Origin of the sequence: Spirillospora sp. NPDC048911 (assembly GCF_043198015.1) — a bacterium.
Taxonomy (GTDB): domain Bacteria; phylum Actinomycetota; class Actinomycetes; order Streptosporangiales; family Streptosporangiaceae; genus Spirillospora.
In genome coordinates this window covers 594,395-614,306 of the sequence record NZ_JBICUD010000005.1, presented here as the reverse complement: position 1 = coordinate 614,306, position 19,912 = coordinate 594,395, and the positions used below count along the sequence as shown (strand labels likewise).

Below are 19,912 nucleotides of genomic sequence, written 5' to 3'. Positions count from 1 at the left end.
TGCCTGACGCCGTCTTGCGCGGGCCAGACCACGTCTACGGCTCGGCGAAGATGGGTGAATCGAGCGGGGCATGTCCGTTTGGGGGGACACGATGAACGAGATCGACTGGAAATCGCTCCGGGCGGCGGCCCAGGGGGCGATGAGGCGGGCGTACGCGCCGTACTCCGACTTCCCCGTAGGGGCCGCCGGGCTCGCCGACGACGGCCGCGTGCTCACCGGCTGCAACGTGGAGAACGCCTCGTACGGCCTGGGCCTGTGCGCCGAGTGCAGCCTGGTGAGCGCCCTGCACGGCGCTGACAAGGCCGTGGACGGCGACCGGCCGCGGCTGGTGGCCGTGGCGGTGGTCGACCGGCACGGCGACCCGCTGATGCCCTGCGGGCGCTGCCGGCAGCTGCTGTGGGAGCACGGCGGCCCGGCGATGTTGCTGGAGACCGCCCGCGGCGTCCTGCCGATGTCGGAGGTGCTGCCGGACGCCTTCGGCCCCGACGACCTGATCAACCGAGCCTGAACGAGAGGTATCCGTGGACGCCATCGATGTCATCCGCGCCAAGCGGGACGGCGGGGAGCTCACGCCCGAGCAGATCGACTGGGCGGTGGACGCCTACACCCGCGGGGCCATCGCCGAGGAGCAGATGTCGTCGCTGGCGATGGCGATCCTGCTGAACGGGATGAACCGCGCCGAGGTCGCCCGCTGGACCGAGGCGATGATCCGGTCCGGCGAACGCATGGACTGGTCCGTGCTGGATCGTTCCACCACCGACAAGCACTCGACCGGCGGGGTCGGCGACAAGATCACGCTGCCGCTGGCGCCGCTCGTCGCCGCGTGCGGCGCCGCCGTTCCGCAGCTGTCGGGACGCGGGCTCGGCCACACCGGCGGCACGCTCGACAAGCTGGAGTCGATCCCCGGCTGGCGCGCGTCGCTCTCGCCCGAGGAGATGCTGGGCGTGCTGCGCGACACCGGCGCGGTCATCTGCGCGGCGGGCACCGGGCTGGCCCCGGCCGACCGCAAGCTGTACGCGCTGCGCGACGTGACCGGCACCGTCGAGTCGATCCCGCTGATCGCCTCCTCGATCATGTCGAAGAAGATCGCCGAAGGCACCGGCGCGCTGGTGCTGGACGTCAAGGTCGGCTCCGGCGCGTTCATGAAGACCGTCGAGAACGCCCGCGAGCTGGCCGAGACCATGGTCGGCATCGGCTCGGACCACGGCCTGCGCACGGTCGCCCTCCTGACCGCCATGGACCGGCCCCTCGGCCGCGCGGTCGGCAACGCCGTCGAGGTCGCCGAGTCGGTCGAGGTGCTGGCCGGCGGCGGGCCCGAGGACGTGGTCGAGCTGACCGTGCGGCTCGCCCAGGAGATGCTCGCCGCGGCGGGCCTCGACGGTGGCAGGGACCCGGCCGACGCCCTCCGCGACGGCTCCGCGATGGACGTCTGGCGCCGGATGATCTCCGCTCAGGGCGGCGACCCCGACGCCGCGCTGCCGGTCGCGGCCGAGACGCACGAGATCACCGCCTCCGCGTCCGGCGTCCTCACCCGCCTCGACGCCTACGGCGTCGGCGTCGCGGCCTGGCGCCTCGGCGCGGGCCGGGCCCGCAAGGAGGACCCGGTCTCGTTCGGCGCGGGCATCATCTGTCACGCCAAGCCGGGCGACAAGGTCACCGCCGGGCAGCCGCTCCTCACCCTGCACGCCGACGACGTGACCCGGTTCGAGCGGGCCCTGGAGTCCCTGGAGGGCGCTTTCGAGATTGTCGAAGGAAGCACTGCGGTGGACGAGGCGGGCAGCCCCGACCAGTTGCCGCTCATCATCGACCGCATCGCCTGACCCGGCGCGCGGCCCCGCCCGGGCCTTGGCAAGTGTTGACGGCGATCGGGCCTTCTGACTGGAGGTAAGTTCAGGAGATGGAAGAACGTCCCACTCTCGAAGCCATCCGGCGCGCGCCCAAGGTGCTCCTGCACGACCACCTCGACGGCGGGGTGCGCCCCGAGACCATCGTGGACCTCGCCCGTGACGGCGGATACGCGGATCTGCCCACCACCGATCCCGACAGCCTGCGGACGTGGTTCGCCGAGGCGTCCAACTCGGGCTCGCTGGAGCGTTACCTGGAGACGTTCTCGCACACCGTCGGGGTGATGCAGTCCGCCGAGTCGCTCACGCGCGTCGCGTACGAGTGCGCCGAGGACCTCGCCAAGGACGGCATCGTGTACGCCGAGGTGCGGTACGCGCCGGAGCTGCACACCAGCACCGGGCTCTCGCTGGAGCAGGTCGTCGAGGCCGTCCTGGCGGGCTTCGCGGCCGGCGGCCGCGACCACGGCATCCGGGTCGGGACGCTGGTGACCGCGATGCGGCACCAGGCCCGCAGCATGGAGATCGCCGAGCTCGCCGTGCGCTACCGCGACGAGGGCGTGGTGGGCTTCGACATCGCCGGCGCCGAGGCCGGCTATCCGCCCACCCGGCACCTGGACGCCTTCGAATACCTCCAGCGCGAGAACGCCCACTTCACCATCCACGCGGGCGAGGGCTTCGGGCTCCCGTCGATCTGGCAGGCGATCCAGTGGTGCGGCGCCGACCGGCTCGGCCACGGCGTGCGGATCATCGACGACATCACCGTGAACGGCGGGGTGCCGGAGCTGGGCCGACTCGCCGCGTACGTGCGCGACAAGCGCATCCCGCTGGAGATGTGCCCCACGTCCAACATCCAGACCGGCGCCGCCAAGTCGATCGCCGAGCACCCGATCGGCCTGCTCCGGCAGCTCAGCTTCCGGGTCACGGTCAACACCGACAACCGGCTGATGAGCGGCACCACCCTCTCGGAGGAGTTCGCCAAGCTGGTCGAGGCGTTCGGTTACGGCTGGGACGACCTGCGCTGGTTCACGGTGAACGCGATGAAGTCGTCGTTCCTCGGCTTCGACGAGCGGCTGGAGCTCATCAACCGGGTGATCAAGCCCGGTTACGAGGAGCTCAAGCAGGGTTGACCTGGGGAACCTGCTTTCCCTGGCATGATCAGACCATGACGACCGGGTCTCCGCAGCTGAAGTTCCGTTCCACCGCCGCACGGGTGGGGGCGTGGGCGTGGGTGGCGTTCGCCGCGCTCAACCTCGCCGACATCGTGTGGCGGGGCCGGAACATGACCGCCGTGGTCATGGGCGCGGTCCTGGTCCTCGGCTGCGGCATCGCCTACGTCCTCGGGCTGCGGCCCGCGATCGTGGGCAACGAGAAGGGCCTGACCTTCCGCAACCCGCTCCGCGACGTGCGCGTCCCCTGGGGGGCCGTACGCAAGATCGAGGGCACGGACTCGGTGAAGGTCCGCTACCTGGGCGCCGGGGGCGCCGAGTTCACCTCGCGGGCCTGGACGCTGCAGAGCTCGCCGCGCGCCCAGGCCAGGGCGCAGGCCCGCGCCCACCGCGACGCCCAGCGGCTCCCGGCGGGCGCGGCCGAGGCGCTGAAGACCCGCACCCCGACCGCCTACGCCGCCCAGCAGCTCACCGAGCTGGCCGACCGGCACCGTCCCAAGACCGTTAAGTCGGGCAACCCCAGCAAGGCCGCCGAGCAGGTGAACGCCAAGCCCGCCGGCGCGGTGACGTGGTCGTCGACCGCCCTGGCGGCCCTGGCGGTCCCCGCCATCGCCGTGATCGCCGCCATCCTGGTCGCCAATTTCACCTGACCTGAACGCCGTGCCCCGCCACGCCGCCCGCCCAGCGGCGCGGCAGGAAGTGAACGAAGACGCCGCGGGGGCGTCAGCCGAGGCCCAAAGTTGTGGCGAGGTCGGTGCGGAGGGCTTCTAGATCGTCTGCGGCCTGGGCCCGGACGGTGGCGAGATCGCCGTCGGGGCCGACCGGGAGCACGACCTGGAGATAGCACTTGAGCTTGGGCTCGGTGCCCGACGGGCGGACGACCACCCGGGCGCCGCCGCCGGAGACCCCGGCCGATAGCTGGAAGCGCAGGCCGTCGGTGGGCGGCAGGCCGCCCGTTCCCTCGGCCAGGTCGTCGACGCGTTCGACCGTGCGGCCGCCCAGGCGGGCCGGCCGGTCGGCCCGCAGGCGGGCCATCGCGCCGGTGATGAGCGCCAGGTCGTCGACGCGGACGGAGAGCTGGCCCGTGGCGTGCAGGCCGTGGCGGCGGGCCTGGTCGTCCAGCAGGTCCTGGATCGTCCGGCCGTCCCGCTTGGCCGCGGCGGCGAGCGCGGCGACCGTGAGGGCCGCCCCGATGCCGTCCTTGTCGCGGACGATGACACCGTCGTCGCCGCCGACGCTGTAGCCGAGCGCCTCCTCGTAGCCGTACACCAGCCGGTCGCCCGGCGCCCCCGCCTTCATGATCCACTTGAAGCCGGTGAGCGACTCGGCGAACCGGACGCGGTGTTCCCGGGCGATCGCGCCCAGCAGGGACGAGGACACGATCGTGGTGACGACCAGGCGGTCGTCGCCCTTGGTCTGCCGGAGGGTCTGCTCGGCGAGCAGCCCGCCGACCTCGTCCCCGGTCAGCATCCGCCAGCCGGCCGAGGTGGGGATCGCGACGGCGCAACGGTCGGCGTCCGGATCGTTCGCGATCACCAGGTCGACGTCCGCGGCGGCGGCCAGGCCGAGGGCCAGGTCCATCGCGCCGGGCTCCTCCGGATTGGGGAAGGCGACGGTGGGGAAGTCCGGATCCGGCTCGGCCTGCTCGGTCACGACCGTGGGCGCCGGGAAGCCCGCCCACTCGAACGCGCGGAGGAGCGTCTCGCCCCCGACCCCGTGCATCGGCGTGTACGCCACGTTGACGTCGCGCGCGTCGCCGAGAGGGAGATGGGCCAGCGCGTGCAGGTAGGCCTCGACGATCTCCTCGCCGAGCCGCTCGTAGTCGTCGCCGAGGGGAAGCTCGTCCACCCGGCCCACCGCGTCGATGGCCGCGGAGATCGCGGCGTCGACCGGCGGGACGATCTGGGCGCCGTCGTTCCAGTAGACCTTGTAGCCGTTGTCGCGGGGCGGGTTGTGGCTGGCCGTCACCATGACCCCGGCCACCGCGCCCAGATGCCGGACGGCATAGGCCAGAACGGGCGTCGGCAACGTCCGGGGGAGCACCCACGCGCGCAGCCCCGCCCCGGTCATCACCGCGGCCGTGTCGAGCGCGAACCGCTCGGAGTTGTGACGAGCGTCATACCCGATCACCACCCCGGCCCGCTCGTCCCGCGCGGCGCCGTGCTCGTCCTGGGCCGTCAGGCGAGTGGCGAGGCCGGCGGCGGCGCGCATGACGGTGACGCGGTTCATCCGGTTGGGACCGGCGCCGAGCTCCCCGCGCAGACCGGCGGTGCCGAACTCCAGCCGGGCCCCGAACCGGTCGGCCAGGGCCGCCGGGTCGCCGGCGTCCAGGATCTCCTGGAGCTCGGCGCGGGTCTCGGGGTCCGGATCCTGGGCCAGCCATGCGCGCGCGGCGTCCCGGTAGTCGTTCATAGCTTGGTGATCACCGTGTGCAGGAGCGTGCCCATCCGGCCGGCGGCCGCGCGCCCCGCGGCGAGGACCTCCTCGTGGTCCAGCGGCTGGTCGGACAGGCCGGCCGCGATGTTGGTGACCAGCGAGACGCCGAGCACCTCGGCGCCGCCCTGCCGGGCCGCGATGGTCTCCAGCACGGTCGACATGCCGATCATGTCGGCGCCCAGCGTCCGGAGCATGCGGATCTCGGCCGGGGTCTCGTAGGTGGGGCCGCGGAACGCCGCGTACACGCCCTCGGCCAGCGTCGGGTCGACCTCCCGGGCCAGCGCGCGCAGCCGGGCCGAGTAGGCCTCGGTCAGGTCCAGGAACGTCGCGCCGGTCAGCGGGTTCGCGCCGGTGAGGTTGAGATGGTCGGCGATCAGCACCGGGTCGCCGACGCTCTGGTGCTCGGGCCGCAGGCCGCCGGCGGCGTTGGTGAGGACGACGGTCCGCACTCCGGCGGCCAGGGCGGTCCGGACGCCGTGGACGACGGGATCAACACCCCGGCCCTCGTACAGGTGCGTACGCCCGAGGAAGACCAGCGCGCGGCGGCCGCCGATCTCGACCACGCGGATCTTCCCTGCGTGGCCCTCCACGGCGGGCGGCGCGAACCCCGGCAGGTCGGTCACGGCCAGCTCGGCGACCGGCGTGCCGAGCATGTCGGCGGCCGGGACCCAGCCGGAGCCCATCACCAGGGCGACGTCGAAGGAGTCGATGGAGGTGCGGGCGCGCAGCTCGCCGGCCGCGGCCTGCGCCAATGCAAAAGCGTCGTTGCTCACCCAGCCGACACTACCGCCGGGTCATCAGCCGCGTTCAGTCGCCCAGCGACTTGCAGGGCCGGGTCCGGAGCCCCTTCACGTAGTCGTCCGGCGCCCCCGCGGCCTCGGCGGCGTCCGCGAGGATCCCCAGGTAGCGCGCCGACGGCAGCCCGCCCTCGTAGTCGTCGAGGACGTACAGCCAGCAGAGCGCGTCGCCGTCCAGGGTCTCGACCCGGACCCTGATCTTGCGGTAGACGCCGAGGGCCGCGCCCTCCCAGGCGTCGAGCTCCTTCTCGTCCCAGGCCGGGACGTCGTACATCACCACGAAGACCTGCTCGCCGTCGTCCTCGACGACGGTCGCCAGGGCCCCTTCCCAGCCGACGTCCTGGCCGCCGAAGGTGAGCCGCCAGCCCGACAGCCAGCCGGTGCCGCGCATGGGCGAATGCGGAGCCCGGGAAGCCATCTGCTCCGGGTCCATGTTGGAGGCGTACGCCGCGTACAGTGCCACGGTCGCCTAGCGTACGCGCATTTCCCGCGACCGCAGGCAGTTGGGCCACGCCGGGAGCACGGCCACCGGCGGGGCGGGCGGGACGGGCAGAACCTCCTGAACGGGGGGAACCGGTCAGGCCACTACCTCGCGTAGGAAACAATGAAGCGGTGACCCGCATCGTGATTATCGGAGGAGGCCCAGGCGGCTACGAGGCCGCCCTCGTCGCGGCGCAGCTCGGCGCCGACGTGACCGTGGTGGAACGCGACGGTCCCGGCGGGGCGTGCGTGCTCACCGACTGCGTCCCCTCCAAGACGCTCATCGCCACCTCGACCCGGATGGCGGTGATGTCGGAGTCCGCGGGTCTCGGACTCCGTTTCAGCGGCGGCCCCGACGGGATCGTCGGCGGCCTCGAGGCCGACATCTCCATCGTCAACAAGCGGGTCAAGGATCTGGCGCGGGCCCAGTCCTTCGACGTCGCCGAGCGGCTGGCCTACGAAGAGGTCAAGATCGTCCGGGGTGAGGCGCGGCTGATCGAGCCGCATGTCGTCGCGGTGGGCGACCGTCATCTGCGGGCCGACATCATCCTGGTCGCCACCGGCGCCACGCCTCGCGTGCTCCCGGGGGCGGAGCCCGACGGCGAGCGCATCCTCAACTGGCGGCAGCTGTACGACCTGCAGGAGCTTCCCGAGCACCTGATCGTGGTCGGCTCGGGTGTCACCGGTGCCGAGCTCGCCGGCGCCTACCTGTCCCTCGGCTCCAAGGTGACGCTCGTCTCATCGCGCGACCGCATCCTGCCCACCGAGGACGCCGACGCCGCGGCCGTCCTGCAGGAGGTCTTCCTGCGCCGCGGCATGAAGGTCATGTCCCGGTCGCGGGCCGGCGCCGTCGAGCGCTCCGGCGACGGCGTGATCGTCACGCTGGAGAACGGCACCAAGATCGAGGGCTCGCACTGCCTGATGACGGTCGGCATGGTGCCCAACACGCGCGGCATGGGCCTCGAGAAGACCGGCGTCCGCCTCAACTCGCACGGCTTCGTCGAGGTCGACAAGGTCTCCCGTACCAGCGTCCCCCACATCTACGCCTCGGGCGACTGCACCGGCGTGCTCATGCTGGCCTCCGTCGCGGGCATGCAGGGCCGCATCGCCATGTACCACGCCCTCGGCGAAGCCGTTCAGCCGCTCAAGCTGGGCTGGGTGTCGTCCAACATCTTCACCGATCCCGAGGTGGCCTCGGTCGGCGTCTCCCAGAAGATGGTCGACGCGGGCGAGGTTAACGCGCGCACCGTCATGCTCCCGCTCTTCAGCAACGCGCGCGCGAAGATGCAGGGCTTCGAGGACGGCTTCGTCAAGCTCTTCTGCCGCCCCTCCACGGGCATCGTCCTGGGCGGAGTCATCGTGGCGCCCCGCGCGAGCGAGCTGATCCTGGGCCTCTCGATCGCCGTCCAGCAGCACCTCACGGTCGACCAGGTGGCGCACACCTTCGCCGTCTACCCGTCGCTCTCGGGCAGCATCACCGAAGCCGCCCGCCGCCTGATGACCGAACACGCCTACTGATCGGCCGCGCGCTGACCGAACGCGGGTGCCGGCCGGCACGCCTACCGATCGAACCCGTGCTGGCGCAGCCGTGACCGCCGCAGATCCTCGGCGCTGATCGCCACGGTGAACGTGCTGGTCACCAATGCCAGCATGCCGACCATGACGCGGATCCACCACTCCGCGGGCAGCGACCCGAGCCCGACGCACACCGGGACCATGACCGCCAGGTGGCGGAGCAGCATCCGCCCCCGCCACCCCGCGTCCGTCAGGTCGTGCCGCACCCAGTCCCGGTTCTCCGCGGGCAACCGGAAGCCGAGCGCATACCGGGCCCATCGCCACGCCCCCGGATCACCCACCAACCGGGTCATCCAGGTGTCATTCCCCCCAGACCCGACCCGATTCGCCGGTGCCGCGAACCCGTGCGGTCAGAAGCCGCCGAAGTCTCCGCCGCCTCCGCCGAAGTCGCCGGAGCCGAAGTCCCAGCCGCCGCCGATGTCGCCACCGTCGCCGCCGAAACCGCCGAGGTCACCGCCGCCCAGGTCGCCGTAGCCGCCGCCCCAGCCGCCCATCATCGAGCCGAGCATGGTGCCGATCATCATGCCGCTGAGGAGGTCCAGGCCGCCGTACGAGGCGTAGTAGCCGCCCGCGTAGGGACCGTAGGTGGGGCCCGCGTCCCAGTAGGGGCGGCGGCCGTCGCCGTACGGGACCATGCGGATGTCAGGGTTGCCGCCGCTCAGGACGGCCTGCGCGTCGGCCTCGCAGGCGGGGACGGAACGGGGCGCGCCGCCGGGCGGGGCCCACATGACGTCCTGCGTGGACGGGCCGTGGTTGGGGTTGAAGAAGCAGGGCGCGCGCTTCTCCGGCACAGGTTCACCGGCGAGGCGGGCGCGCGTCGCGGTCATGTAGTAGCGGCCGTCTTCCAGCGCCGTGGTGACCGCTTGCATGTCCTGTGGTTTGGCCGCCCGGACCGTGGCGGTCTTGGCCGCGTCGTAGGAGTTCATGGCCCGCTCGTAATCAGAACGGGTGTCGGGGTCGAGCTTCTGGTCCATGACGTTGAGGTCCAGCTCGGCGATGTCCTCGCCGAGGAGCGTCACGTCCTCTTCGACACCGCGCTTGAGCTCGGCCATCTGCTGCTCTTCGCGCTTGCGGCGCTTGTTCCGGACGACGAGGAACGCGGCGAACGCGGCGGCCAGGAGCAGGATGACGACGCCGAGCGTCACGAACGCGCCGATCATGCTGGACCGGGCCTTGTCGTCGGCCTTCTTCTCGGCGAGCGACCCGAACTGCGTGAGCCGGGACTTGATGCCGCCGCCGGACGTCCGCGTGATCAGCTGGTTGATCTCGTCGCTGGACAGGTCCTTGGAGATGCCGGTCATCTCGCGGCCGTCGGCGTCGATCGCGATGTAGGTCTTGCCCTTGCCGACCCGGTTGCCGACGGCTTTGAGCATCTGGCCCAGCGCCTGCTGGGAGTGGCCGGGCTTGACCACGACGGCGCGGACGTCGGCGTCGCCGTCATCGGCCAGCGCGGTGTTGATCTCGGCCTTGTCCGCTGCCGACAACGACGCGCCGGAATCGGACGTCACGTACAGCCGGGAATCGGTCAGGCCCTTGGCGATCTGTGAGACGTCGTCGGCCTGGGCCGGCGCGGCGAAACCGAACAGCAGCAGCAGGACGGCGGCGATCGTCGCCGGTACCGCGAAGCGGCGTGCCGGACGCCTGGTCGCAAGCTCGGAACTCATGGCAGTCAGCCTCCTCACCTGGTAAGACGAGTTCACGGCACGCTCCGTTCCGGTCCCGCGTCGCCGCAGGTCAGCGGCGTGGGTCAGCGGCGTGGGTCAGGCCATACCCAGCGAAACGGGAAGCACCCCCGCCGATCGGCGGGGGTGCTCGTGTTCGCGAGAGCTCAGCCGTCGCCCTTGATCTCGCAGATGACGGCGCCGCTGGAGACGGTCTGCCCGACCTCCGCCGCGAGGCCGGTGATCATGCCGGCCTTGTGGGCGGTGAGGGGCTGCTCCATCTTCATGGCCTCCAGCACCACGATCGTGTCGCCGGCCGCCACGGTCGCGCCGTCCTCGGCGACGAGCTTGACGATCGTGCCCTGCATGGGGCTGACCAGGGAGTCGCCGGACGCCTGGGCGCCGCCGCCCTTCTTGCCGCCGCGCCGCTTGGCCGGGGCACCCGCCTTGCCGGGGGCGGCGGCCACCGAGGCGCCCAGCCCGGCGGGCAGCACGACCTCGATGCGCTTGCCGCCGACCTCGACGGTCACTCGCTCACGTTCGGCGGTCTCCGCCTCGTCGGTGGCGACGCCCGCGTCGTACGGCGGGATCTGGTTGTCGAACTCGGTCTCGATCCACCGGGTGTGGACGGTGAACGGCTCGTCCTGGGCGGCGGGCGCGAAGGCAGGGTCGGTGAGGACGGTCTGGTGGAACGGGAGGACGGTGGGCATGCCCTCGATCACGAACTCGGCCAGGGCGCGGCGGGAGCGTTCGATGGCCTGCTGCCGGGTGGCGCCGGTGACGATCAGTTTGGCGATGAGCGAGTCGAAGGCCTGCGGAACGGTCTGGCCCTCGATATAGCCCGAGTCCAGCCGGACACCGGGGCCCGACGGCGGCTCCCACCTGGTCAGCGTGCCGACGGCGGGCAGGAAGCCGCGCCCGGCGTCCTCGGCGTTGAGGCGGAACTCGATGGAGTGGCCGTGCGGCACCGGGTCGCCGTAGCCCAGCTCCTCGCCGTCCGCGACGCGGAACATCTCGCGGACCAGATCGATGCCGGTGACCTCTTCGGTGACCGGGTGCTCGACCTGCAGGCGGGTGTTGACCTCAAGGAACGAGATCGTGCCGTCCTGGCCGACCAGGAACTCGCACGTCCCCGCCCCGACGTATCCGGCCTCGCGCAGGATCGCCTTGGACGAGGTGTACAGCAGCTCCATCTGCTCGTCGGACAGGAACGGAGCGGGCGCCTCCTCGACCAGCTTCTGGTGGCGGCGCTGCAGCGAGCAGTCGCGGGTGGAGACGACCACGACGTTGCCGTGGGTGTCGGCCAGGCACTGGGTCTCGACGTGCCGCGGCCGGTCCAGATACCGCTCGACGAAGCATTCGCCCCGTCCGAACGCGGCGACCGCCTCGCGTACCGCCGACTCGTACAGTTCCGGGACCTCGTCCAGCGTGCGGGCGACCTTCAACCCGCGGCCACCGCCGCCGTACGCGGCCTTGATCGCGATCGGCAGGCCGTGCTCGCGCGCGAACGCGACCACCTCGTCGGCACCCGACACCGGGTCCTTGGTGCCGGCCACCAGCGGCGCGCCGACCTTCTGCGCGATGTGCCGGGCCTGCACCTTGTCGCCCAGCGCGGTGATGGCGGCGGGCGGCGGACCGATCCACGTCAGCCCCGCGTTCCGCACCGCGTCGGCGAAGTCGGCGTTCTCGGCCAGGAACCCGTATCCGGGATGCACCGCGTCCGCCCCCGCGTCGGCGGCGACCTTCAGCAGCTTGTCGATGTCCAGGTACGACTCGGCCGCGGTCGACCCGCCGAGCGCGTAGGCCTCGTCGGCGACCCGAACGTGCAGCGCGTCCAGATCCGGTTCGGCGTACACGGCGACGCTCCCCAGCCCGGCATCACGACAGGCACGGGCAATACGTACCGCGATCTCACCGCGGTTGGCGATCAGGACCTTGCGCACGTGGGTCTCCTCCCTCAACCTGGCACGCAGTCTAGATAACCGCGCTCGAGCGAGTTCGTAAGCCCCTCCTTATTGCGGCCGCGCCCTGGTCAGGCGGCTCGACCGGGTTTTCCGGCGGGCGGTCCGGATCCGCCGCGGCGCGCCGGACGTCTGATCGGCAACCCCCCGGGACCGATCCGCCCGGCGGCTGAGAGGAGAGTGCTCGTGGCGAAGAAGAGCGAACCCGGCGCCCATGGCGCGGGACGGTTCCGGGCGCCGAGCCGCCGGAACGCGATCATCCTGGCGGTGGCGCTGGTCCTGATCGGCGGGCCGCTGCTGAACGGCCTGCTCAGCGGGTACGAGCGGACGGGCGGCGGTGAGATCGCGATCGTCCGCAACGGGGGATTCTTCGACAACAACAGGATCCGGCAGGTCGTCGACCCGGGGTCGAGCCGCACCTGGATCGGGCTCTACTCCAAGGTCCACAAGTACCCGGCGCAGCAGCGCTTCTACACCATCACCTCGAACGCCTCGCAGGGCGAGCGCGAGGGCGTGGACGTCGTCACCGTGCCCAGCTCCGACGGCGTCAACATGGGCATCGAGGGCACGCTCTACTTCACGCTCAACCTCGACCACGCCACGTTGAAGACGTTCGACGACAAGTTCGGGACCCGGAAGTTCCGCGGTGTGAGCGGCGGCTCCTACTTCGCCTGGGAGGGCGACAAGGGCTGGTCGGCGTTCCTCGGCCAGATCGTCCGCCCGGTGATCGACAACGACCTGCGCAGCCAGATCAACAGCTTCCGCTGTGCCGAGCTGGTGTCGTCCTGCGCCCTCGTCCAGAACGCGTCGTCCCCGGCGTCCGCGGCGAAGCCGCAGTCGGGCACGGGCGCGCCGGCGCAGAGCAACAACGCCAACATCGCCAAGGTGCAGCAGGCGATCAATACGAGTCTCGCGGCCGACCTGGACAGCACGCTCGGCGGCAAGTTCGTCACCAACATCCACTTCAACCTGGTGCGGGTGACGCTGCCGGGGAAGGTGCAGGACGCCGTCGACCGGGCGCAGGCCGCGTTCGCCCAGGTGAGCGAGGCGCAGGCGCGCGTCGCCACGGCGAAGGCGGAGGCCGCCGCCAACAAGGCCCGGCAGGACGGCTACAACAAGTGCCCGACCTGCGCGAGGATCGAGGAGTTGCGGGCGTTGCCGCAGGGCATCACGGTCTACGCGCCCGGCAACCCCAACGGTGCCCTGCTCCCGCGGAGGTGACCCGGTGCGATTCCTGATCATGCTCGCCGCCCTGGCCCTGCTGGCCGCGGTGATCGTTCTGCTGCTGTACGGGCTGCGCGGCACCGCGTCGAAACCGGCGAGCGCCAAATGGGAGACGCACACCGAGGCGAACGGCGGTATCACCACGATCATCGTCCGCCAGGTGACCGGGCAGAGCGAGTCCGGCCGCCAGGTCATCGCGTCCATCCCGGACGACGATGCGGATTGGGAGACGCGCTACCACGAGGCCATGGCGCAGGCCCGGTCCCGTGTGGCCGCTCTGGAGAGCCAGGCGGACTGAAAAGACCCGCGCGTGCCGGGGACGAATCCGGCACGCGCGGGCTGAGGCCTCAGCCCGACCGGCGCTGCGCGTAGCGCCGGTTGAACTTCTCCACGGCGCCGGTGGAGTCCATCACGCGGCTCTTGCCCGTGTAGAACGGGTGGCTCGCGGACGAGACGTCCACGTCGACGACGGGGTAGCTGTTGCCGTCCTCCCACTCGACCTTCTGGTCGGAGACGACCGTCGAACGGGTCAGGAAGGCGAAGCCGGCACCGCGGTCGCGGAAGACGACCGGACGGTAGCCGGGGTGAATGGAGTTCTTCATCGTTCCTCCCGGTAGCTCGGTACCCGTGTCAACGCAACGATAACCGTTTTCATTCCAGTGAGCGGACGGCCCGGCCGAACGGCCGGAAGCGGTGGTTCCGGGGCGCTAGTGTGGGGGCGAATCTGTGGACCGATTCGCCCTCCCGTGAGGGGGTTCCGCCGGTGTATCTTCGCGATTGATCACCAGAGGAGACCGATGGCCCGCGGGACACGTTCCGGCCTGGCGATGGCCCTCGTCATCGCCGCGTGTGTGGTGCTGCCGTCGTCCGCCCCGGCGAGCAGCCGGCCGACCGTGGACGACGAGACCAAACAGCAGCTGACCGTCGCCGCCCGGTCGCTACTGGAGCGCCGTTCGCAGGCGCTCGTGGAACAGCCCCGGCGCCACGCCAAGCAGAGCCCCTCCGAGGTGCTCGGCGTCCGGATCTCGCCGATGGTCGTGCGCAACCAGGACCGGGCCCTGCGGGAGCTGGCGAACCGTAACCGCGCCCCTGTCGAAGGCGGCCCCGCGTACACCGGCGCCCGCACCCGCCTCAAGGCCGACCGCGCCGTCCGGACGGGCGACCGCATCACGCTGGAAGCCACCGAGCACACCGAGGTCCGCTACGAGAACGGGCGTCTCACCCAGTCGGTACGCCGCCGATTCGAGTTCACGACCCAAGGTGAGCAGATCACCCTGGTGGCCGAACGAGTCCTGGACCCGGCCGTCCACCCCCTCAACGACCCGGACCATCACTAACCCTTGCGCGCGACTCCGCCCGCGCAGGCGACCTCGGGTGGGTCGCTCAGGGGTTCCGGCCGCCACCTCGACACCGGGACGATGCCGGGCTCCACGAGTTCCAGACCGTCGAAGTAGCGGGTGATCAGCTCCCGGCCGCGCGGGGTGTAGGGGATCACGCGGCTCCCGGCGTTGTAGCGCCTGATCGCCTCGACGTACGCCGGGTCCGTGTCGGTGCCGTCGTAGAGCGCCAGGTAGCTGCCCGGGGGGAGCGCCGCCAGCAGCCGCTCCACGATCGAACGCGCCTCGTCGTAGTCGCCGACCAGCCCCAGGATGCCCATGAGCATGAGCGCGACGGGCCGGTCGAAGTCGAGGGTCCGGGCGGCCGACGCCAGGATCTGCTCCGGATCGCGCGCGTCCGCCTGGATGTAGCCGGTCGCCCCCGCCGGGGTGCTCGTGAGCAGCGCCTGGGCGTAGGTGAGCACCAGCGGATCGTTGTCGACGTACACGATCCGGGAGTCGGGAGCCACGCGCTGAGCGACCTCATGGGTGTTGTCGGTCGCGGGGAGCCCCGTGCCGACGTCGAGGAACTGCCGGATGCCCGCCTCGCCGGCGAGCCACCGCACGACGCGGGCGAGCATGTGACGGGACTGCCGGCTCAGATCGACCATGCCGGGGAAGACGCCGCACACCATCTCGGCGGCCCGCTGGTCGACCGGGTAGTAGTCCTTCCCTCCCAACAGGTAATTCCAGACCCGGGCCGAGTGCGGCACCGTGCTATCGATCTCGAGAGGCGTGCTCATCGATGGTTCTCACTCTCATGACGCAATGCTCCGAGATCCTCGCACTCCCGCCCGCCCGCCACTCCCGTTTGGCCGTCCCCGGCCGAAACCCGCCCCCCGGTGCGCCCCTCCTGACCTGCTCCTCCACCCCTCAGAAGTCGTTCTTCACCTTGGCCCGCGCCGGGCGACTCCCGTCTCCCCAGCGAGCCGGTGCGCCCCGCAGCCGACGGCCCGCGCCGCGATTTCAATGGCGAGGTGTGTATTCCCAGGAAATGGGAATGCTTCTCTATTCCACTGGGAATTGAAATCCCACACAAAAGGCGCGTGCTCTGCACATGGATTGACGTTGGGTAATAATGAACGTCAACCAACTGCGGAGCGTGACGACCACGGCCCCGCGCCGTGGCCGGTTCCGGCCACGTTCCGCCTACCGGAAATCTCCCGAATCGGCAGGTGCGGGCGGTCGTACGGGTGGATTACTGTGATCCGTGGGGCGTAGGCTGGCAGCCATTCTTCACGGCAGTGCGGCGAAAGGGATCGGTGCAATGAGCGGTGACAAGCGCGGCGCCAGCATCGGGGCACTGGAAGACCTGTCCCGCATGTTCAGCAAGCACTCCAAGAACCTCGACGCCCTGATCAAGGACCTCAACGGCCGGACGGTCAGCAGCACCGAGATCTGGTGGGGCCCGGGCGCCGACCGGTTCCGCAGTGCGTGGATGGAGGCCAAGACGGCCTTCGACAAGATGGCCGTCGCCCTCGAGCAGGGCAGCCAGGACATCAAGCGCTCCCAGCAGAACATCGAGGCGGCCACGCGCTGACGCCGCCTCACTGAGACCGCGGGTCCCGACCCATCCCCCCGAGGTCGGGGCCCGCGCCTTTTTTGTAACGGTCCGATTGCAGAGTGTAACTATCACTCTCGGTCCAAGCCGCCACATGCCAGCCTCGTCCGAGAGATTCGGAGGCGGACGTGGACGAGGCCGAGCGCGTCAGGCTGCAATTCCTGCTGGGCCGTATTCAGCAACTGTCGAACGACCACTGGCACGCGTTCAGGCGGCCACGCCAGGCGATGGGTGACCACGCCTGGGTCGGCGGCGCCTCCGCCAAGTCGTTCGACCAGCGGCTCGAACGCAGCGACGCCGAGCTCCACGCGCAGATCCGCAAGGCACTGGATCTCGTTCAGGAGAAGATCGGCCGTCCCCTGGCCGGCTGAGAGGTGGACGGTGGCCGACAACTGGCTCGGGCCCGACACATGCGGTGTGAAGCTCGCGCAGTTCGAGCGGATGACGCAGGACATGACCAAGGTCGGCCCGCAACTGGCGGAGCTGGCCGACCAGCTCTGGCAGGCACTCAACGGCGCCGGCGTCAGCACGGCTCCCGCCCAGGAGATCAAAAGAATCAGCGCCTGGGCACAAGAGGCCGCCGCGGACCTGCGCCGCCGCAACGTGCTGGCACACGATCTCGACCGTCGGCAACTGACGTCCAAAACGGGCAGCTTCATCACCCTGCCCGACCGCTACACCGATCAGGTCGCCTACGCCGAAGGCCGCCGCCTGGCGCCGCTCCTGCAGCGCGCCGCCGACGGTGACCGCAAAGCGCTGGAAGCCGTTCGCCGCTACCACCCGAGCGACATCACGCCGGCCCTGGCGAAGACCCTCGTCGAAACGCTAGGCGCCGAGGCCCTCCTCAAGCTCCCCGCCAAGTACACCCAAAAACTCGCCGTCGACCACGCCCTGGCTGGCGAAACCCACGACATCCTCGCCCTGCTAGGCCGCAGCCTTGCCCTTACCACCAACCCCGACCGCAGCGGCTACGCCGGGGATGACTTCTTGACCGAGCTCATCAAAGCCGGGCGCACCACGTTCCCGCCGGGGACCAGACCGCCGAACGGCCTCACCGGCTACCAGTCCCTGTCGAGCCTCATCGCCGCCGCAGACACCCGCTTCTCCGTCCGCTTCATCAAGGTCGTAGGCGGCGACATGACCGACTACGCCCGAAGCATCCCCGCTCCGCTCCCCGACCTGACCGGCAAGTTCAACCTGGGCACCGGCGGAGACTTCCTGATCCCACTTCTCAACGCCGCCGCATCAAGCCGCGAGGCAGCGCAAGCCCTCCTCAACCACAGACCCACGGGTCCCCACGCTCCAGACGCCCCGCCCAACATGAGGCTGTCGAACCTCGAATACCTCCTGCGAGACCGCCGCGACCTCTGGGGCCAGACAGATCACGGCGCCGCCCTGGGCAAGGCCCTGAAAACAGCGGCCTCAGGCCAAGATCAAGCCTCCCAAGACCTAGCCTTCGCAGCCGCCAAACTCCTCGCCACCGACGCCAGGGACCTCTTCGGAGTGGAAGACCGCCACGCCGTCATCAAGGACCAGCAGAGACTCGACGCCCTCTCCGCCCTGCGTCCCTACCTGGCCCAGATCTTCGCCGCCCACATCACCAAGATCAACGACATCTACCAGGCGTCTCGCTACACCACGGACAGCGGCAGCACACCCGTGAACGACGCGGACCTCGACTACCTCCTCCTGGAGATCGCCCGCGACGCGAAGTCCTTCGACATCCTCCTGAGGGCCCAGATCGCGCACGCCAAGCTCACGATCGACAAGGCGGTAGCCGGAGACTCCGACCACCTCGAAGCCAAGATCGTCTCCGAGGGCTGGACGTTCGGCCACCTCCTCGAAGCCCGCAACCAGTCCGTCTGGGGCGAGAACGCCCGCCTGGACGCCGACTTAAAGCAAATGCAGGGCTATGTCTCGCTGGGCGTCGGCTTCGCCTCCGACAAGGCCGAACAAGGTCTCTCTCAATGGGTCCCCGGCGCTGGCCAGGCCTACAAGGTCACAGTCGGCGAGGTGATGAACACCCTCACCGCCTGGCTGGCCCGCCGCATGGCCGAAAAGCCCAACGCCGCGATTCTTGCCCCCCAATCCAACACCGAAGCAGTAGAGAAAATCTTCAACCAAATGATCGCCACCTCCCTCATCACCCATCGCCGCTATCCCATAGAGGACCTTGCGGGTCGTTCCTTTGCAGTCGGTGAGCCGCCCAGAATTCGTTCCTTCGACTCGATGAACGGTGAGCAGATCGAGGCGTTCCTGAGATGGGCGGACAACAAGATGGGTATCTCTAAGTTCGGTAATGAGATGCAGAGTTCCATCCAGAACGGGCACGCGCAGACGGCCGGTCACTACAAAGATTCCGACGGAAAGAACGTCCTCCCAACATTCCAGCGGTGACATCAATGCGGCGCGTGTTTATATCCACCCTGATGGTCCCGCTGAGCCTTCTTGTCGCATGCGACAGGCCGTCTCCAAGGAGTACGCCCTCGGATCCTGGTCGCCAGACTGTAGGAGATGGAGCCCCGTACCTATGCGAGCTTGTCTCGGAACGAAGTTTTCGCCTGGTCACCGGATGGGCGGCTCCACTGAATCCCAAATGGGACGGCGGGCAAACGGATAATGGCCTCTGTTTGGCCTATGCGTCGGGACGGGAGGCGCCGCTAGGCCTGAGTTGGTCGTACAACAAAGGTGAGAGCACCATTCGCTTTCAGGGGCAGAAGTGGGCCAAGGAAGCCACTCATCCTCTCCCGTCTGACCTAGGCCGCGGACTGGCGGTTGTCATTCCTACGGCTGGTGGCATCCCCAGGCCCAATTATGTGATCGCGTTGTTTGGGTGTGGGGGTAGGAAGCCTTGGATCAGTATTGATTTTGCGCCGGTGGTGCGGGGGCGGGATGCGGTGCGGGACATGGTGGCGTTCATGCGGATCGCTGAGAAGCGGTTTGGGGTGATTCACGGGTGTAGGCCCCAGCCGTTGGGGCGAAGTTGACGGATCTGTGTCAGGTTGGGGTTGGTTTTGTGGCGTTCGCGGGTGGTGGGGACGTAGCGTCCGGGCTGTGACGGTGGTTGTGCGGCAGTTGAACGTGTTTCCCGTGAAGAGCGCGGGCGGGGTGTCGGTGGACGACGTCGAGGTGCTCGGGACCGGGTTGAGGCATGACCGGGAGTTCATGGTCATCCGGCCGGACGGGCGGCATCTCTCGCAGCGGGAGGTGCCCCGGCTCGCTCTGCTGCGGCCCTCGTTCGACGGGGTCAAGCTGACATTTGAGTCGGCGCCGGTGTGCGAGCCCGGGCTTGTCCGGGAGGTGACCGTGCACGGGCAGGTGTGCCTGGGGGTCGATCAGGGCGATGACGTGGCGGAGTGGCTCGGTAGGACGCTGGACGAGGACGTGCGGCTGGTGCGGTTCGCCGGGGTGCGGGTCCTCAAGCGGGGTGGGTCGATGATGTACGGGGATGGAGAGCCCATCTCGGTGCTGTCCGTGGAGTCGCTGGATGACCTGAACGGGCGGCTGGAGGAGCCGCTGCCGATGGAACGGTTCCGGCCCAACATCGTTCTGGCGGGGCTCGGGGCGTATGGCGAGGATGCCGTTTCCAGAATCCGGGTGGGCGAGGTGGAGATCGAGCTCATCCGGCCCTGCGGGCGGTGTCTCATCGTCAATACCGATCAGGACACCGCGCGCAGGTCACGGGAGCCATTGAGGACCCTGGCCAAGTATCGGACGCAGACCTTTGAGGGCAGCCGGTCGATCATGTTCGGGCGGTTGGGGGTGCCGAGCGGGCTCGGCACCCTGCGGGTGGGCGAGGCGGCGGTGTGTTCCTGACGCTCGGGTGGAAGG

Annotated in this window: 20 protein-coding genes; 12 read left to right on the top strand and 8 right to left on the bottom strand. The window is 70.0% G+C overall.

Annotated features, from left to right (window positions below):
• The first annotated feature begins 70 nt into the window (after positions 1-70).
• The 4 genes from ACGFNU_RS25640 to ACGFNU_RS25625 all read left to right on the top strand — a co-directional run bounded on the left by ACGFNU_RS25640 (position 71) and on the right by ACGFNU_RS25625 (position 3,660).
• Positions 71-508: a cytidine deaminase gene (locus tag ACGFNU_RS25640; RefSeq protein ID WP_392597444.1), complete on the top strand. Its 438-nt coding sequence runs from the start codon at positions 71-73 to the stop codon at positions 506-508.
• 13 nt (positions 509-521) lie between these two features.
• On the top strand, positions 522-1,820 hold the full coding sequence (locus tag ACGFNU_RS25635) for a thymidine phosphorylase (RefSeq protein ID WP_392597442.1): 1,299 nt from the start codon (positions 522-524) through the stop codon (positions 1,818-1,820).
• Positions 1,821-1,897: 77 nt separating this feature from the next.
• On the top strand, positions 1,898-2,971 hold the full coding sequence (locus ACGFNU_RS25630) for an adenosine deaminase (protein WP_392597441.1): 1,074 nt from the start codon (positions 1,898-1,900) through the stop codon (positions 2,969-2,971).
• 35 nt (positions 2,972-3,006) lie between these two features.
• Entirely contained in the window at positions 3,007-3,660 is a 654-nt protein-coding gene (locus tag ACGFNU_RS25625) for a PH domain-containing protein (RefSeq protein ID WP_392597439.1), read from the top strand.
• A 73-nt stretch (positions 3,661-3,733) separates the two neighbouring features.
• On the opposite strand, the gene ACGFNU_RS25620 is transcribed toward ACGFNU_RS25625, so the two are convergent.
• The 3 genes from ACGFNU_RS25620 to ACGFNU_RS25610 are packed head-to-tail and all read right to left on the bottom strand — an operon-like array spanning position 3,734 to position 6,706.
• The gene (locus ACGFNU_RS25620; RefSeq protein ID WP_392597437.1) at positions 3,734-5,422 is read right to left on the bottom strand and encodes a phospho-sugar mutase; all 1,689 of its coding nucleotides are present in this window, start codon (positions 5,420-5,422) and stop codon (positions 3,734-3,736) included.
• Complete coding sequence (locus ACGFNU_RS25615; RefSeq protein WP_392597435.1) at positions 5,419-6,219, bottom strand: purine-nucleoside phosphorylase; 801 nt, start codon at positions 6,217-6,219, stop codon at positions 5,419-5,421. The genes ACGFNU_RS25620 and ACGFNU_RS25615 overlap by 4 nt, the downstream gene beginning before the upstream one ends.
• 34 nt (positions 6,220-6,253) lie before the next feature.
• A complete protein-coding gene (locus tag ACGFNU_RS25610) occupies positions 6,254-6,706 on the bottom strand; it encodes a gamma-glutamylcyclotransferase (protein WP_392597433.1) in 453 nt (150 codons plus the stop codon).
• Between the two features lie 149 nt (positions 6,707-6,855).
• Here ACGFNU_RS25610 and ACGFNU_RS25605 point away from each other — a divergent pair, with 149 nt between their 5' ends.
• Positions 6,856-8,241 carry an NAD(P)H-quinone dehydrogenase gene (locus tag ACGFNU_RS25605; RefSeq protein WP_392597431.1) on the top strand — a complete coding sequence of 462 codons (1,386 nt, stop codon included), beginning with the start codon at positions 6,856-6,858 and terminating at the stop codon, positions 8,239-8,241.
• Between the two features lie 41 nt (positions 8,242-8,282).
• Here ACGFNU_RS25605 and ACGFNU_RS25600 read toward each other — a convergent pair whose 3' ends face one another.
• The 3 genes from ACGFNU_RS25600 to ACGFNU_RS25590 form a co-directional block, all read right to left on the bottom strand.
• Entirely contained in the window at positions 8,283-8,591 is a 309-nt protein-coding gene (locus ACGFNU_RS25600) for a DUF5313 family protein (RefSeq protein WP_392597429.1), read from the bottom strand.
• Positions 8,592-8,648: 57 nt separating this feature from the next.
• Entirely contained in the window at positions 8,649-9,962 is a 1,314-nt protein-coding gene (locus ACGFNU_RS25595; RefSeq protein ID WP_392597427.1) for a hypothetical protein, read from the bottom strand.
• 164 nt (positions 9,963-10,126) lie between these two features.
• The gene (locus ACGFNU_RS25590) at positions 10,127-11,902 is read right to left on the bottom strand and encodes an acetyl/propionyl/methylcrotonyl-CoA carboxylase subunit alpha (protein WP_392597425.1); all 1,776 of its coding nucleotides are present in this window, start codon (positions 11,900-11,902) and stop codon (positions 10,127-10,129) included.
• A 204-nt stretch (positions 11,903-12,106) separates the two neighbouring features.
• Between ACGFNU_RS25590 and ACGFNU_RS25585 the strand changes: the two genes are divergently transcribed.
• Entirely contained in the window at positions 12,107-13,141 is a 1,035-nt protein-coding gene (locus ACGFNU_RS25585; protein ID WP_392597423.1) for an SPFH domain-containing protein, read from the top strand.
• Positions 13,142-13,145: 4 nt separating this feature from the next.
• Positions 13,146-13,442 (top strand): hypothetical protein, encoded by a 297-nt coding sequence (locus ACGFNU_RS25580; protein WP_392597421.1) that lies wholly within the window; start codon positions 13,146-13,148, stop codon positions 13,440-13,442.
• 49 nt (positions 13,443-13,491) lie between these two features.
• On the opposite strand, the gene ACGFNU_RS25575 is transcribed toward ACGFNU_RS25580, so the two are convergent.
• Entirely contained in the window at positions 13,492-13,746 is a 255-nt protein-coding gene (locus ACGFNU_RS25575) for a type B 50S ribosomal protein L31 (protein ID WP_392597420.1), read from the bottom strand.
• Between the two features lie 195 nt (positions 13,747-13,941).
• Here ACGFNU_RS25575 and ACGFNU_RS25570 point away from each other — a divergent pair, with 195 nt between their 5' ends.
• A complete protein-coding gene (locus ACGFNU_RS25570) occupies positions 13,942-14,481 on the top strand; it encodes a hypothetical protein (protein WP_392597418.1) in 540 nt (179 codons plus the stop codon).
• On the opposite strand, the gene ACGFNU_RS25565 is transcribed toward ACGFNU_RS25570, so the two are convergent.
• Positions 14,478-15,263, bottom strand: coding sequence for an SAM-dependent methyltransferase (locus ACGFNU_RS25565; protein WP_392597416.1), 786 nt, complete (start codon positions 15,261-15,263; stop codon positions 14,478-14,480). The genes ACGFNU_RS25570 and ACGFNU_RS25565 overlap by 4 nt on opposite strands.
• Positions 15,264-15,787: 524 nt before the next feature.
• On the opposite strand from ACGFNU_RS25565, the gene ACGFNU_RS25560 reads away from it, so the two are divergent.
• The 4 genes from ACGFNU_RS25560 to ACGFNU_RS25545 all read left to right on the top strand — a co-directional run bounded on the left by ACGFNU_RS25560 (position 15,788) and on the right by ACGFNU_RS25545 (position 19,897).
• Entirely contained in the window at positions 15,788-16,060 is a 273-nt protein-coding gene (locus tag ACGFNU_RS25560) for a WXG100 family type VII secretion target (RefSeq protein WP_151558621.1), read from the top strand.
• Between the two features lie 149 nt (positions 16,061-16,209).
• The gene (locus ACGFNU_RS25555; protein WP_392597414.1) at positions 16,210-16,452 is read left to right on the top strand and encodes a hypothetical protein; all 243 of its coding nucleotides are present in this window, start codon (positions 16,210-16,212) and stop codon (positions 16,450-16,452) included.
• Positions 16,453-16,462: 10 nt separating this feature from the next.
• Positions 16,463-18,478, top strand: coding sequence for a hypothetical protein (locus ACGFNU_RS25550; protein ID WP_392597412.1), 2,016 nt, complete (start codon positions 16,463-16,465; stop codon positions 18,476-18,478).
• A 657-nt stretch (positions 18,479-19,135) separates the two neighbouring features.
• Positions 19,136-19,897, top strand: a complete 762-nt coding sequence (locus tag ACGFNU_RS25545) for an MOSC domain-containing protein (RefSeq protein ID WP_392597410.1) — start codon at positions 19,136-19,138, stop codon at positions 19,895-19,897.
• Positions 19,898-19,912: the final 15 nt, after the last annotated feature.

Coding starts and splice junctions, on each gene's coding strand:
- ACGFNU_RS25620 (WP_392597437.1), bottom strand. CDS start 5,422: ATGAACGACTACCGGGACGCCGCGCGCGCATGGCTGGCCCAGGATCCG.
- ACGFNU_RS25575 (WP_392597420.1), bottom strand. CDS start 13,746: ATGAAGAACTCCATTCACCCCGGCTACCGTCCGGTCGTCTTCCGCGAC.
- ACGFNU_RS25625 (WP_392597439.1), top strand. CDS start 3,007: ATGACGACCGGGTCTCCGCAGCTGAAGTTCCGTTCCACCGCCGCACGG.
- ACGFNU_RS25565 (WP_392597416.1), bottom strand. CDS start 15,263: ATGAGCACGCCTCTCGAGATCGATAGCACGGTGCCGCACTCGGCCCGG.
- ACGFNU_RS25560 (WP_151558621.1), top strand. CDS start 15,788: ATGAGCGGTGACAAGCGCGGCGCCAGCATCGGGGCACTGGAAGACCTG.
- ACGFNU_RS25640 (WP_392597444.1), top strand. CDS start 71: ATGTCCGTTTGGGGGGACACGATGAACGAGATCGACTGGAAATCGCTC.
- ACGFNU_RS25595 (WP_392597427.1), bottom strand. CDS start 9,962: ATGAGTTCCGAGCTTGCGACCAGGCGTCCGGCACGCCGCTTCGCGGTA.
- ACGFNU_RS25630 (WP_392597441.1), top strand. CDS start 1,898: ATGGAAGAACGTCCCACTCTCGAAGCCATCCGGCGCGCGCCCAAGGTG.
- ACGFNU_RS25600 (WP_392597429.1), bottom strand. CDS start 8,591: ATGACCCGGTTGGTGGGTGATCCGGGGGCGTGGCGATGGGCCCGGTAT.
- ACGFNU_RS25570 (WP_392597418.1), top strand. CDS start 13,942: ATGGCCCGCGGGACACGTTCCGGCCTGGCGATGGCCCTCGTCATCGCC.